This is a genomic window from Streptomyces sp. 7N604, assembly GCF_052245475.1.
GTDB lineage: Bacteria > Actinomycetota > Actinomycetes > Streptomycetales > Streptomycetaceae > Streptomyces.
In genome coordinates this window covers 53,056-66,449 of the sequence record NZ_JBQQBX010000024.1, presented here as the reverse complement: position 1 = coordinate 66,449, position 13,394 = coordinate 53,056, and the positions used below count along the sequence as shown (strand labels likewise).

The following is a 13,394-nucleotide window of genomic DNA, read 5'->3' as shown; positions in this document are numbered from 1 at the left end:
CCAGCATGTCCGCCACGACGCCGACCCAGCCGAGTTCGCAGCCGGGCCGGATCATGTCCGGCGAGATGGCCGAGCAGCCGGCCGTGCTGCGGCGGATCCTCGACGAAGGTGCGCCGAGGATCCGGGAGATCGCGGAGCGGATCGCGGCCCGCAACCCGCGCTTCGTCCTGCTCACCGCGCGCGGCACTTCCGACAACGCGGCGCTGTACGCCAAGTACCTGCTCGAGGTGCTGCTGGGCAAGCCGTGCGGTCTGACCTCCATGTCCACCACGACCGCGTACGGCGCCAAGCCGGACCTCACCGACGTGCTGGTCATCACCGTCAGCCAGTCCGGCGGCTCCCCGGACCTGGTGGCCTCCACCGAGGCGGCCCGCGAGGCCGGTGCGATCACCCTCGCGGTCACCAACAACGCGGACTCGCCGCTCGCCGCGGTGTCCGAGTTCCACATCGACGTCCTCGCCGGCCCGGAGAGGGCCCTCCCGGCCACGAAGACCTACACCGCCGAGCTGCTCGCCCTCTATCTGTTCGTCGAGGGCCTGCGCGGCGGCGACGGTGCGGCGGCCAAGGTGCTCCCGGAGCTGGCCCAGCAGGTCCTGGACCGCAGGGACGAGGTCAAGGCGCTGGCCGGCCGCTACCGCTTCGCCGAGCGCATGGTCCTGACCTCCCGCGGCTACGGCTACCCGACCGCCAAGGAGGCCGCGCTGAAGCTGATGGAGACCAGCTACATCCCGGCGCTCTCGTACTCCGGCGCGGACCTGCTGCACGGCCCGCTGGCCATGGTCGACAACATCTCGCCGGTCATCGCCATCGTCACCGAGGGCAAGGGCGGCGAGGCCCTCCAGCCGGTCCTCGACCGGCTCCGCGGCCGGGGCGCCGACCTGGTCGTCATCGGCAGCCGCGCGGAGGTCGAGAAGGCCTCGGCGGGCTTCGCGCTGCCCACCGAGGGCGTCACGGAGGAGGTCCAGCCGATCCTGGAGATCCTGCCGCTGCAGATGCTGGCGTACGAGGTCACCATCGCCCGCGGCCAGGACCCGGACGCCCCGCGCGCCCTCGCCAAGGTCACCGAGACTCACTGAGGCAGGGCCCCGTAAGGGCTGCAGGGCCCGGAAACACCCGCGGGCCGCGGCGCCGGGACAGGACCCTCAACCTGTCCGGCACCGCAGCCCGGAGCTTATGCCGACGGGACGCGGCCGCGAGGTGTGCGGTTCCCCGCGGACGGCTCTGCCGGCCTGGAGGCCACGTCGCAGTCAGGGCAGAGAGCGGCGCGATCTCCGTTCCATCCTCCTGTGCGGGGAGGATGGACGTTTTACTATTTCATTGTGGACTAGACCATTCTTGTCTGTCTACGCGTTCGCCGAGGAATCGGCGCCGAATCCATTCTCCTCCACCCCGGTAGGCTCGCACACGTGCCCTCCATGAACGACCTCGTACGCCAGCACACCGCCCTCACCGAGTCCGACCTCGAGTGGCTGCACCTGCTGGTTTCGGAGTGGCAGCTGCTCTCCGACCTCTCCTTCGCCGACCTCGTGCTGTGGGTCCCTACCCTCGACGGCACCCGGTATGTCTCCGTCGCGCAGATGCGGCCCAACACCGGCCCCACCTCGCATCAGGACGACATGGTGGGCCATCTCGTTCCCCGCGGCCGCCGCCCGATGCTCGACACCGCACTCGACGAGGGCCGGATCGTCCGCGAAGGCGACCCCGAGTGGCGCGAGGAGGTGCCGGTCCGGGTCGAGTCCATCCCGGTGCGCCGGGAGAGCCGGGTCCTCGGCGTCATCGCGCGCAACACCAACCTCCTGACCGTACGGACCCCCAGCCGGCTCGAACTCACCTATCTCCAGAGCGCCTCCGACCTCGCCCAGATGATCGCCGCGGGCTCCTTCCCCTTCCCCGGCCAGCAGGTCGACATGGACGCCTCGCCGCGTGTCGGGGACGGTCTCATCCGGCTCGACGCCGACGGCATCGTCCAGTACGCCAGCCCCAACGCCCTCTCCGCCTACCACCGTCTCGGCCTGGCGGCCGACCTCGTCGGCTGTCACCTCGGCCAGACCACCGCCGAACTCGCCCCGTCCCGCGGCCCGGTCGACGAGGCACTGGTCAAGCTCGCCAGCGGCTGGGCACCCCGCGAGACCGAGGTCGAGGGCAACGGCGGCGTCATCCAGCTGCGCGCCATCCCGCTCAAGCCCAAGGGCACCCGCATCGGTTCGCTCGTCCTGCTCCGCGACGTGACCGAACTGCGCCGCCGCGAGCGCGAGCTGATAACCAAGGACGCCACCATCCGGGAGATCCACCACCGGGTGAAGAACAACCTCCAGACCGTCGCCGCCCTGCTGCGCCTCCAGGCGCGCCGGATGGACTCGGACCAGGGGCGGGAGGCGCTGGAGGAGGCCGTGCGCCGGGTCGGCTCGATCGCGATCGTGCACGAGACGCTGTCGCAGAACCTGGACGAGCGCGTGGAGTTCGACGACATCGCCGACCGGGTGCTCGCCATGGTCGCGGAGATCTCGCCCGGCCGGGTCACCGGGCGCCGTACGGGCCGCTTCGGCATCCTCGACGCCGAGGTCGCGACCCCGCTGTCGATGGTGCTCACGGAAATCCTGCAGAACGCCCTGGAGCACGGCTTCGGGCCGGGGGAGACGGGCACGGTGGAGGTGTCGGCGGTACGCGGCGGTACGCGCACCGAGGGCCGCCTGCTGGTGACCGTGCAGGACGACGGACGGGGGCTGCCGGAGGGCTTCGACCCGCAGAAGGCGGGCAACCTGGGCCTGCAGATCGTACGGACGCTGGTGGAGGGCGAGTTGGGCGGAACGTTCGACATGCTGCCCGCACCCGGGCGCGGCACCCGCGTGGTCCTGGACATGCCGGTTCGCGCGGAGAAGAGCTGAACAGCGGCACTGAACAGGACTCAACAGCGCTGAACAGCCTTGAGCCCCGGGCCAGTCGGTCCGGGGCTCAAGGCTGCTGTTGCTGAGCGCTCTTGGTGTACTGCGCGCTGCGGCTCGGGGGCGGGAGGTGCGCACACACCGTACGCGCCGCCCTGGCACAGGGGCTGGGTCAGGCGCTGGCGTTGCGCGCCCGGTTGCGAGCGGCGCGGCGCTTCATAGCGCGGCGCTCGTCCTCGCTGAGGCCACCCCACACGCCGGAGTCCTGACCGGACTCCAGCGCCCACTGCAGGCACTGCTCCATCACGGGGCAGCGACGGCAGACGGCCTTGGCTTCCTCGATCTGCAGCAGCGCAGGACCGGTGTTGCCGATGGGGAAGAAGAGCTCGGGGTCTTCCTCGCGGCAAACGGCGCGGTGACGCCAGTCCATGGCTGCTCCATCTCCTTGTGTTACCAGCTGATTGCTTGTGAATGTGAACGCTTTCACGAATCCCCTCGCAAGGGAAGGGGCCGTCTTCCAGTTACCTGGTGCGGTCCCAGGGGGAGTGAGGGGGATTCAGGCTCTCAAGGGGGCCGTGTTGCTGGGGCCGTCCCGATCGCCATGAAGAGACTCGCAAACCTCGGCGGCGGATACAACCCCTTCTGGAAAGTTTTTTTTGATTCCTTGGTGTCGCCTCGGTCACAGCCGTACTTCCGGGGGGTGGAGGCTGGCCTAAACGTTCGAGTAGAAGGACTTTTGCCTCTTCCGCTCACACAATCACACGCAGTGCACGTCGTACGCCTGTGAACGTCACGCTCCTACGCAGTCCCAGGTGGTCACCGTCCATCTGAAACGGGAGCGGCGCCTGGGAATGCAAGGTGAAGTCCGTCAGGTCGTGCAGCGACAGGGCGTGCTTGCCGCGCGGCCCGCGCTCGGGCGAGGAGGTGAGCAGCTGGGTGGCATAGCGGGCCACGGCGGCGGAGGAGAGCTTGCTGAGGCCGAGCACGTCGAGGGCCGTGTCGAAGGAGGCGGCCGGGGCCGCGTAGACCGGGCGATTGCCCAGGTAGGTCCACGGGGCGGTGTTACAGACTATCGACAGGACCAAGTCCTCGACCGGGTCCTCGCCCGGGCGCTCCAGGGTGATCGTGCCCTGCCGCCGGTGCGGCTCGACCAGGAACTGCCGCATCACCTGCCGTACGTAGAGCGCGTGGGTCGAGCGCTTGCCGCGCTCGCGCTGCTGTTCCACCCGGCCCACCACGCCCGCGTCGAAGCCGAAGCCGGCGCAGAAGGTGAACCAGCGGGCGGGCACCCCTTCGTCTTCGGTGCCCGGCGTACCGGCCGCGAGGCCCAGACCGATCGTTCGCTCGCTGCGCTCGTGCAGCGCGTCCAGCAGGGCGCCGGTCGCCTCGACCGCGTCGTTCGGGAGCCCGAGGGCGCGGGCGAAGACATTGGTCGAGCCGCCCGGGACGACGCCGAGTCCTGGCAGCGCGTCGGGGGCGGGGCCGCTGTGCAGCAGCCCGTTGACGACCTCGTTGACGGTTCCGTCGCCGCCGAGCGCGACGACCAGTTCGGTCTCGCCGCCCTCGGCCGCCTGGCGCGCCAGGTTCCGGGCGTGACCGCGGTACTCGGTGGTCACGACCTCCAGCTTCAGATCGCTCGCCAGCGCATGGATGAGGACATCCCGAGTGCGAGCACTGGTGGTGGTTGCTGCCGGATTGACCACAAGGAGCGCGCGCATGCGAAGCAGACTACCTACCCCCCGGTACGCGGCCCAGCCCCGGGAAAGATCACCGCTGGTACGGAGCCCTGTCGGGCCCCGGAAAGATCGCGGCCGCCGCGGGCTACGCTGCTGGGGTGAGCAGCGAGCAGACCAGGACCACCGAAGACCCCGAGCCGGCCGGACCCCGCCCGGTACGGCTCACGGCCGCGGCCGCGCTGGCCGCCGTGGAGGGTGCGGCGATCGCCGCGTTCGGCGCGTACCTGCTCGTCATGGGGCTGATCGGCGACCCGGACAGCCCGCGGCAGGCCGAGATGGGCGGGCTCACGCTGCTGGCGCTGGCCGTACTGCCGCTGGCCGCGGCGCGCGGGCTGCTGCTGCGGCGCCGCTGGAGCCGCGGGCCGGCGCTGATCGTCCAGATCATGGCCGTGCCGGTCGCCTGGACTCTGATCAGTACGGGCGGGGCGATGATCGCCGCCGGGATCGCGCTGGGCGCCGCCGCCCTCGCCGTACTGGTCCTGCTCGTCAACCCCACCGCGACCGAGGCCCTCGGCATCGCCCCGCGCGCGTAAGCCTGTCCAGGCAGGTTCCGGGGCTGGGTTGCGGTTGGTTCGGCTCCCCCAGCTACCGCTGGGACTGGGAGGTGCCCCCATCCGGTCCGCACCGTACGGGTTCTCGCCGTTGCGGCGGGAAAGTCTTGGCCGCTGCCACGGCGGGCTACCGCTCTGGCCGGGGCCGGTGGCTACTCCTCCACCAGCAGCCTGTCGCGGAGCTGGGCGAGAGTCCTGGCCAGGAGGCGGGAGACGTGCATCTGGGAGATGCCGACCTCCTGCGCGATCTGCGACTGCGTCATGTTCCCGAAGAAGCGGAGCAGCAGGATCTTTTTCTCCCGCGGCGGCAGCTCCTCCAGCAGCGGCTTGAGCGACTCCCGGTACTCCACGCCCTCCAGCGCGTCGTCCTCCGCGCCCAGGGTGTCGGCGACGGCCGGGGACTCGTCGTCCGTGTCCGGCACGTCGAGCGAGAGCGTGCTGTACGCGTTGGCGGACTCCAGGCCCTCGAGCACCTCCTCTTCGGAGATGCTCAGGTGCTCGGCCAGCTCGTGGACCGTCGGCGAGCGGCCGTGCCGCTGGGACAGTTCGGCGGTCGCGGTGGTCAGCGAGAGCCGCAGTTCCTGCAGCCTGCGCGGCACCCGCACCGCCCAGCCCTTGTCGCGGAAGTGCCGCTTGATCTCGCCGACGACCGTCGGGGTCGCGTACGTGGAGAACTCCACGCCGCGCTCCGGGTCGAACCGGTCCACCGACTTGATCAGGCCGATCGTGGCGACCTGGGTCAAGTCGTCCAGAGGCTCCCCGCGGTTGCGGAACCGGCGGGCCAGGTGCTCCACCAGCGGCAGGTGCATCCGCACCAGGTGGTTGCGCAGCTCGGCACGCTCGGGCGAGCCGTCGGGGAGCTTGCGCAGCTCGATGAACATGGCCCGGGCGCCACTGCGGTCGTGCGGATCCGGCAGCTGGCCGTGCTCGTGCTCGTAAGCGTGCTCCGGCTCCTGCCGGCGGTGCTCGTGCTCGCGCTGCTCGCGCTGGTGCTGGTCCATGTGGTCCGCCCGCTCTGCCTGCGGCTGCTCGGGAATGGCCGTCTTGGGCACCACTCGCGAGATGCGCCTCTCGTCCTGCATCGGCCTGCCCGTCCCGTCCGTCCCGTCCGTCACGGCTGGCCGGGGCCCGCGCCGCGCTTCTTGTGCAGGCTGATGCTGACCGTCCGGTCCTCCCCGACCGTCGAGTCGACCTCCCCGGCGAGTGCCGAGAGCACCGTCCAGGCGAAGGTGTCACGCTCGGGCGCCCTGCCGTCGGTGGTCGGCGCCGAAACGGTCACCCGCAGCGCGTCGCCCACCAGGCGGAACACGCAGCTCAGCACGGACCCTGGCACCGCTTGCTGAAGCAGGATCGCGCACGCCTCGTCGACCGCGATGCGCAGATCCTCGATCTCGTCGAGGGTGAAGTCCAAGCGCGCTGCTAGACCGGCCGTGGCCGTACGCAGCACCGAAAGGTAGGCACCCGCAGCGGGCAGCCGGACTTCCACGAAGTCCTGGGTCCCGGGCTCGCCTGCGATCTGGGACACCCTCACCTCCAAGGTGGCACAAGCTCGTTGAGCTGGTATGAACGCCGTCTCGCGCCCCGCTCGGAGGCGGGGGCGGGCCGACGCGGCACATGGTTCGGCTGCGACGCTATCGCGATCCGCGGGCAGAGGTCCCGCGGACCGGGGAGCGTCACTCATTGTAAGTCTGCGGGTACGGACAGTGGCTAGGGGTCGGCGGACCCAATTCGAAGAGATGCGCGCCCGGTTGGGGCGGCGGACGAGATCAGACAATCGTCTGGTCCGCGAAGCACCAGCGCCAGCTCTCGCCCGGCTCGAACGAACGCATCACCGGGTGTCCAGTGTCCTCGAAGTGCCGCGAAGCGTGCCGCTCCGGCGATGAGTCACAGCATCCCACGTGACCGCACTGCAGGCACAGACGCAGGTGAACGTAGGCGCTGCCGGCGGCCTGGCAGCCCAGGCATGTGTCGCCCACCGCCGGGGGTTCGGGGCGCGGCAGTCCGGGAACATGAGTGCACTCGCTCATGATTGCCAAGGTTAGATCGCCCGGGAGTGGAACGCGGTGGCCCGGCGAGAGCGGACGGTGGCGGGCAGTGACGGACGGGGACGGAACGGCATAGATGGACGCGATTCCTCTGCTGCTGATGGTCGCGGTCAGCGCGGCTGTCGCGGGCGCGGCCCGCCGCACGCTGGTGCCCGCCCCGCTGCTGGTGGTGGCCGCCGGTCTCGCCGCGAGCTTCGTGCCGGGCGTGCCGGAGTACACCCTCGATCCGGACGTCGTGCTGCCTCTGGTGCTGCCCCCGCTGCTGCACCTGGCGGCGCTGGACAGCTCGTATCTCGGGCTGCGGGCCCATGCGCGCCCCGTGCTGCTGCTCTCGGTCGGCTACGTGCTGTTCGCGATGGGCGTCGTCGGCTGGGTCGCGTACGCGGTGGTGCCGGACCTCCCGCTGACCGCCGCGCTGGTGCTGGGCGCGGTCGTCGCCCCGCCGGACGCGGTGGCCGCCACCGCCGTCGCACGCCGGATCGGGCTGCCCGCCAAGATCACGACGATTCTGAAGGGCGAGTCGCTGTTCAACGACGCGACCGCGATCACCGCCTACAAGGTCGCGCTGGCCGCGGCGGTGGGGGAGGGGGCGACCTGGGCGGGCGGGCTCGGAGAGTTCGCGGTCGCGGCCGTGGGCGGGGTGGGCGTCGGCCTGGTGCTGATGGGGCCGCTGAACTGGCTGCGGACCCGGCTGCGGGAGCCGTTGCTGCTGAACACGCTGTCGCTGCTCGTCCCGTTCGTGGCGTACTCGGCCGCGGAGGCGGTGCACGCCTCCGGCGTGCTCGCGGTCGTGGTCGTCGGCCTCTACCTCGGGCACCGCTCCTGGCAGGTCGACTTCGAGACAAGGCTCCAGGAGGCGGCGGTGTGGCGGATGGTCGCCTTCATCCTGGAGTCGGCGGTCTTCGCGCTCATCGGGCTGCAGCTGCGGGTCGTGCTGCAGGGTCTGGGGGAGTACGAGGCGGGGGAGGCGGCGACGTACGCGACCGTGGTGTTCGCGGCGGTCGTGGCCGGGCGCTTCGTCTGGGTCTACACGACGACATATCTCCCCGGGCTGCGCAGCCCGGGGAGCCGTCCGCCGTGGCGGTACACCTTCGTGGTGTCCTGGGCCGGGATGCGCGGGGTGGTCTCGCTCGCGATCGCCTTCGCCGTCCCGATGACCGTGCACGGCGGGGATCCCTTCCCGGCGCGGAACCTCTTGCTGTTCCTGACCTTCACCACCGTGATCGGAACGCTGGTGGTGCAGGGGCTCACACTCCCGCCGCTGATCCGGCTGCTGGGCCTGCCGGGGCGCGACCTGTACCGGGAGACGCTGGCGGAGGCCCAGGCGCAGAGCGAGGCGTCGCGCGCCGCGGAGCAGCGGCTCGAGGAACTGCTCGCCGACCCGGGGAACGCGCTGCCGCAGCCCTTGGCCGACCGGCTGCGGGCCGTGCTGGAGCGGCGCAGGAACGCGGTCTGGGAGCGGCTGGGCACGGTCAGCGAGGTGACGGGGGAATCGGCGGACGCGACGTACCGGCGGATGGCGCGGGAGGTGATCGCCACCGAGCGGGACGTGTTCGTGAGGCTGCGGGACGAGCGGCGGATCGACGACGAGATGCTGCGCGTGCTGCTGCGCAGGCTGGATCTGGAGGAGGCGGCGGCGTTCTACCGGGAGGACGCCACCGAGTGAGGGGTCCGGTTTCACGGCGATGGCCGGGGCACGGACGGGGGGCTGGCCACGGTGGGGGCTGGTCGCGGCGGGGCCTTGTCAGGGCGACGGTCGGGTCAGGGTGGGGTGCCGGTTACGACGGGGTGCCGGTGACGACGGCGGCGACCGTTGTGCCGGGCGCGAAGGCGCCTTCCTCGGCGAGGGTGGTGAGCCCGAGCAGCAGTTTGGCGACGTAGAGGCGCTCCACGGGCAGGCCGTGGCGGTCCTCGAAGTCCTCGGCGAACGCGTGCAGTTCGGGGGTCGTCCTGGCGTATCCGCCGCAGTGGAAGCGGTCGTCGAGCCGCCAGTGGCCGGTCCGCGCGCCGAACGCCGCACGCTGGAGGCGCTCGGTCTCCTTGTCGAGAAAGCCGCCTTTGACGACCGGGAAGCCGATGGCCGTCTGCTCCGGGGCGAGTCCCGTGGCGAGCCCCGCCAGGGTGCCGCCGGTGCCGCAGGCCACGGCCACGGTGTCGGCGGCGCCGCGCAGCTCGCGCCCGAGCTCGGCGCAGCCGCGGGCCGCCAGGGCGTTGCTGCCGCCCTCGGGTATCAGGAAGAAGTCGCCGAACCGCTCACGCAGCGCGGCCGGCACCTCGGGCTCAGCCTTCCGGCGGTACGTATCGCGGTCGAGGAAGGTGAGCCGCATGCCGTCCGCGGCGCAGCGCGCCAGAGAGGGGTTGAGCGGGCGGTCGGCCAGCTCCCCGCCCCGTACGACGCCGATCGTCGAGAAGCCGAGCAGCCGCCCGGCGGCGGCGGTGGCCCGCAGGTGGTTGGAGTAGGCGCCGCCGAAGGTGAGGAGGGTGGTGCGGCCCTGCTCGGCTGCGGCGCGCAGGTTCGGCGCGAGTTTGCGCCACTTGTTGCCCGGCAGCTCCGGGTGGATGAGGTCGTCCCGCTTGAGGAGGAGCCCGACGCCCCGCCGGGCGAACCGCTCGTCCTCGACCGGCTGCAGCGGCGACGGCAGCCGCGGTTCCAGCCGGTCGAGATCGAGGGCGTGGCCGAGGGCGGGATCGAAGTCGCGGCCCTGGAGGGGAGCGGGAGCGCGGGCGGGGATGCTCACCTCATCATTGTCACGTGTGTACATGAGCCGGCTGGTCGGCGGGGGCACGCGCGGTGCTGCGCGCGGTCGGCTGTGACCGGCCGCGGTCCGCCCCGATCGACCGCGGTCCTTCGCGACCCGCGGTCAGCGGCGGGTCAGTGGCGCATGATCAGCTGCGCTCGCCGCGCATGAAGGAGTCGCCGTGCGACGAGGCGTGGCTCTCCACCGCGGCCATGGCCTTCTGGGTGGCTTCGGGAGAGCCGGTGCCGTGCTGCTGCGCGTAGTAGGCCGCGCCCAGCTTCTTCAGCAGGTCGCCTCCGGCCCGCTGCGCCTGCACCTCGTCGAGCTTGTGCCTGCCCTGCTCGAGCCCGCGCTGCGCTTGCTCCTTGGCGCGGTCCAGGAACCCTGCCATTGCTGCCTCCTGCTCATCGGTGCGGCCGGGACGGAGGTGGTTCCGGTCCCTCAGTCCGCACAACGGCTCCGATCCGGGACGGGTTCCCTCGCTTCCGCCCGGAATGCATGAATTCACGGCCAAAAGGTCGTTCTCAGCCTAACCGAGACCGGATATCGCGCCTCTCCTCGTACGCCGTGCAGGGGGAGGGCCGGGATCGCGGGTCTCCCCGACCCGGCGTGACCTATTCCCACTCCTTTGAGTAATGGCCCGCCGAAGAGCCCGCTGCCACGATGAATGGGCAGGTGGGAGACCTGCGTTGGCGAGGGAGGGGTGGGGACCATGGACACGTATGCACGATGCCGGGAGCCGCGGGACGCCGCGGATCTTCTCGCGCGGTCGCGCGGAGCCGTGGACCCGGTGCTGCGCGCCGCGGTCGATTCGCTGCCCGGCTCGATGCGGCGGGTGGCCGCGTACCACTTCGGCTGGCAGGACGCCGAAGGTTCACCGACCGCGGGGGACGCGGGCAAGGCCATCCGCCCGGCGCTGGTGCTGGCCGCGACGCGGGCGCTGGGCGGGCGGCCCGAGCAGGCCGTGCGGGCCGCGGCCGCCGTGGAGCTGGTGCACAACTTCACGCTGCTCCACGACGACGTCATCGACCGCGACGCCACGCGCCGCCACCGGCCCACCGCCTGGGCGGTGTTCGGGGTCGCGGACGCGATCCTCGCGGGGGACGCGCTGCACTCGCTGGCCCTGCGGACCCTGGCCGAGGACCCGCATCCCGCGGGCACCGAGGCCGCGGGCCGGCTCGCGGCGTGCGTCGTGGAGCTGTGCGACGGGCAGCACGCCGACTGCGCGTTCGAGCACCGGGCGGACGTCGGGCTCGAAGAGAGCCTGGCCATGGCGGAGGCCAAGACGGGGGCCCTGCTCGGCTGCGCCTGCGCACTCGGCACGCTCTACGCGGGGGCGGGCGGGGCCGCCGCCGACGCGATGGACGACTTCGGCCGGCAGGCCGGGCTCGCCTTCCAGCTCATCGACGATCTGATCGGGATCTGGGGTGACCCGGCGACCACCGGCAAGCCGGCCGGCGCCGACCTGTCGGCCCGTAAGAAGTCGCTCCCGGTCGTCGCCGCGCTGACCTCCGGCAGGCCGGGCGCGGCCGAGCTCGCGGGAATATACGCGGCGGCCGGCCCGCTGGACGGTGCCGAGCTGCGGCAGGCGGCTGAGGAGGTCGAGCGCGCGGGCGGGCGGGACTGGGCGCAGGGGGAGGCGTGCGTGCGGATGGCGGGCGCGATGGATCACTTGGCCCGGGCGGTGCCCGACCTCGCCCAGGCCGGGGAGCTGCTGGCGCTCGCGGAGTTCGTCACGCGCCGCACCCGCTGAGTGGCGCCGCCGCGGGTGGGGCCCGTTGCCCACCCGCAGCCGCATCCGGCGACGGCGCGCCAGCCTTTCCCCGAGGTTTCCGTTTCGTGCGCGGGTGCGGGCCGGTGGTCGGGTCGTGCCCACCCTCCCCCATAGCTGAGCGGCATGGGGGCACCCCCCACCGCCCCGCGGAACGCATGCCCACAACCGGCCGGGGCTGTGCTCAGGGGGCCACGGCGGGCCCCGGCTGTCTGGTCTGGGTGATCCGCCACAGCCGCCGTGGCAGGGTGCCCTCCTCGAAAGCGTGCACCTCGCGCAGCTCCCAGCCCTCCGCGAGGGCGTCGACCAGCTCGCGGTCGAAGAAGTGGACGGCGAAACCGCCGTGTTCGTAGATGCCGTCGCCGTGCGACGTGCCCACCCCGTAGTGCGCGTCGCCGGTGTGCCGGACCGTGTAGACGAAGACTCCGCCCGGGCGCAGCACGCGCATCACTTCATCGACAAGGGCACGAATCTCCTCGGTCGACAGGGCCATGCACAGCAGCATGTGGGCGTAGACCCCGTCCACGCTCTCGTCCGGCAGCGGCAGCGGGTCCCGTGCGTCATGCTCGATCGTGTGCACGCGCTCGGCCGCGCCCTCCGCCTCCGCGTGCTCGCGCAGCCGCGCGAGCGCGGTGGCGCTGAAGTCCGTGGCGGTGACCTCGAATCCGGCGCGCGCCAGGTACACCGCGTCGCGGCCGTGCCCGGCGCCCAGCTCAAGGACCGTACGGGCGCCCGCCTTGCGGAACATCACCGCGGCGTGGACCGCTGGCTCGGAGGGTTGCGGCCCGTACAGGTCCGGGCGCTCCTCGTACGTCTCCTGCCACTGCCGCCGCTGCTCAGCGGCCAGGTCCTGGTCCGGGCTGCGCAGCCGGAAGGCGAGGCCGGGATACGTGACGACCAGCCCGTCGCGGTCGAACTCGAGGTCGCTGCGGAAGTCGCCCGAGGTGAACCGCACCCGCGCGCCGTGCTCCGCCGGGCCGAGGTACGTATAGGTCTGGCGCGAGGGCTGCACGGTCAGGTCCGGGACCGAGACCCAGGCCATCAGGAAGTCCTGCTGCCCGGGCCCGCCCTCGGCGGCAGCCCCCGCCTCGGCCCCCGCCTCCGCCTCTGCCCCCGTCCCCGCCCCGGCCCCTTCGTGCAGCCGGTGCCGCAGCACGGGCATGGTGTTGGTCAGCGGGGAGAGGCCGAGGTCGCAGTCGTCGGCGCCCGCCACCTCCGGCAGCGGCTGCCCGTTGGCGGTCCACTGCCCGTCGTCGCCGCGCCGCAGGTCGAGGCTGCGGGAGTCACCGGAAGCGTCCTCGGCCGTGACGAGCAGCCGGCGCGTCACATAGTCCTCGCCGGTCTCCAGCTCGTACGTCATCCAGTACGGCTCCGGCAGGGTGCCGAGGACGCGGCCGCGGGCCCGCAGGACGGTTCCGGAGACCTCGACCCATGCCGTCTCGAAGCCGCGGCTCCCGGTGACCCGCCAGGTCACCCCCTGTGCTTGACCGGTCATCGATGCCCTCCGTCTCCGCACGCCACAAGATCGATGCTCTCACCGGACCGGCACGGACGGGGTGTGGCTCCGGTGGCGGGAAGTGGCCGGTTGGGTACGTTCTGCGCGAGAGATCGCCCGGCTCCGGGAATGTCCCGCGGAAATCTCCCGCCGGAATTTCCTTCGGAATTTCTGCC

At 72.0% G+C, this 13,394-nt stretch carries 13 protein-coding genes; 5 read left to right on the top strand and 8 right to left on the bottom strand.

The window, feature by feature from the left end; genetic code table 11:
- Positions 1-5: 5 nt before the first annotated feature.
- Positions 6-1,076 carry an SIS domain-containing protein gene (locus tag ACTWP8_RS25530; protein ID WP_443324463.1) on the top strand — a complete coding sequence of 357 codons (1,071 nt, stop codon included), beginning with the start codon at positions 6-8 and terminating at the stop codon, positions 1,074-1,076.
- A gap of 339 nt (positions 1,077-1,415) precedes the next feature.
- Complete coding sequence (locus ACTWP8_RS25525; RefSeq protein ID WP_443324509.1) at positions 1,416-2,885, top strand: sensor histidine kinase; 1,470 nt, start codon at positions 1,416-1,418, stop codon at positions 2,883-2,885.
- 169 nt (positions 2,886-3,054) lie between these two features.
- Here ACTWP8_RS25525 and ACTWP8_RS25520 read toward each other — a convergent pair whose 3' ends face one another.
- Both ACTWP8_RS25520 and ACTWP8_RS25515 read right to left on the bottom strand, forming a co-directional pair.
- Positions 3,055-3,312 carry a WhiB family transcriptional regulator gene (locus ACTWP8_RS25520; protein WP_003983230.1) on the bottom strand — a complete coding sequence of 86 codons (258 nt, stop codon included), beginning with the start codon at positions 3,310-3,312 and terminating at the stop codon, positions 3,055-3,057.
- 319 nt (positions 3,313-3,631) lie between these two features.
- A complete protein-coding gene (locus ACTWP8_RS25515) occupies positions 3,632-4,600 on the bottom strand; it encodes a diacylglycerol/lipid kinase family protein (RefSeq protein ID WP_443324462.1) in 969 nt (322 codons plus the stop codon).
- Between the two features lie 116 nt (positions 4,601-4,716).
- Here ACTWP8_RS25515 and ACTWP8_RS25510 point away from each other — a divergent pair, with 116 nt between their 5' ends.
- Positions 4,717-5,151, top strand: a complete 435-nt coding sequence (locus ACTWP8_RS25510) for a hypothetical protein (protein ID WP_443324461.1) — start codon at positions 4,717-4,719, stop codon at positions 5,149-5,151.
- 170 nt (positions 5,152-5,321) lie between these two features.
- Here the strand turns inward: ACTWP8_RS25510 and ACTWP8_RS25505 are convergent, their stop codons facing one another.
- The 3 genes from ACTWP8_RS25505 to ACTWP8_RS25495 all read right to left on the bottom strand — a co-directional run bounded on the left by ACTWP8_RS25505 (position 5,322) and on the right by ACTWP8_RS25495 (position 7,196).
- Entirely contained in the window at positions 5,322-6,251 is a 930-nt protein-coding gene (locus ACTWP8_RS25505; protein WP_443318361.1) for an RNA polymerase sigma factor SigF, read from the bottom strand.
- Positions 6,252-6,280: 29 nt separating this feature from the next.
- Positions 6,281-6,694, bottom strand: a complete 414-nt coding sequence (locus ACTWP8_RS25500) for a hypothetical protein (protein ID WP_055471204.1) — start codon at positions 6,692-6,694, stop codon at positions 6,281-6,283.
- 241 nt (positions 6,695-6,935) lie between these two features.
- Entirely contained in the window at positions 6,936-7,196 is a 261-nt protein-coding gene (locus tag ACTWP8_RS25495; protein ID WP_443324460.1) for a UBP-type zinc finger domain-containing protein, read from the bottom strand.
- Between the two features lie 94 nt (positions 7,197-7,290).
- Here ACTWP8_RS25495 and ACTWP8_RS25490 point away from each other — a divergent pair, with 94 nt between their 5' ends.
- Complete coding sequence (locus ACTWP8_RS25490; protein ID WP_443324459.1) at positions 7,291-8,880, top strand: Na+/H+ antiporter; 1,590 nt, start codon at positions 7,291-7,293, stop codon at positions 8,878-8,880.
- A gap of 112 nt (positions 8,881-8,992) precedes the next feature.
- Here ACTWP8_RS25490 and ACTWP8_RS25485 read toward each other — a convergent pair whose 3' ends face one another.
- Complete coding sequence (locus tag ACTWP8_RS25485; protein WP_443324508.1) at positions 8,993-9,868, bottom strand: 1-aminocyclopropane-1-carboxylate deaminase/D-cysteine desulfhydrase; 876 nt, start codon at positions 9,866-9,868, stop codon at positions 8,993-8,995.
- Between the two features lie 232 nt (positions 9,869-10,100).
- Positions 10,101-10,343 carry a hypothetical protein gene (locus ACTWP8_RS25480; RefSeq protein WP_443318358.1) on the bottom strand — a complete coding sequence of 81 codons (243 nt, stop codon included), beginning with the start codon at positions 10,341-10,343 and terminating at the stop codon, positions 10,101-10,103.
- A 321-nt stretch (positions 10,344-10,664) separates the two neighbouring features.
- On the opposite strand from ACTWP8_RS25480, the gene ACTWP8_RS25475 reads away from it, so the two are divergent.
- The gene (locus ACTWP8_RS25475) at positions 10,665-11,705 is read left to right on the top strand and encodes a family 2 encapsulin nanocompartment cargo protein polyprenyl transferase (RefSeq protein ID WP_443324458.1); all 1,041 of its coding nucleotides are present in this window, start codon (positions 10,665-10,667) and stop codon (positions 11,703-11,705) included.
- A gap of 202 nt (positions 11,706-11,907) precedes the next feature.
- Here the strand turns inward: ACTWP8_RS25475 and ACTWP8_RS25470 are convergent, their stop codons facing one another.
- Positions 11,908-13,218 carry a putative glycolipid-binding domain-containing protein gene (locus ACTWP8_RS25470; protein ID WP_443324457.1) on the bottom strand — a complete coding sequence of 437 codons (1,311 nt, stop codon included), beginning with the start codon at positions 13,216-13,218 and terminating at the stop codon, positions 11,908-11,910.
- Positions 13,219-13,394 lie beyond the last annotated feature (176 nt).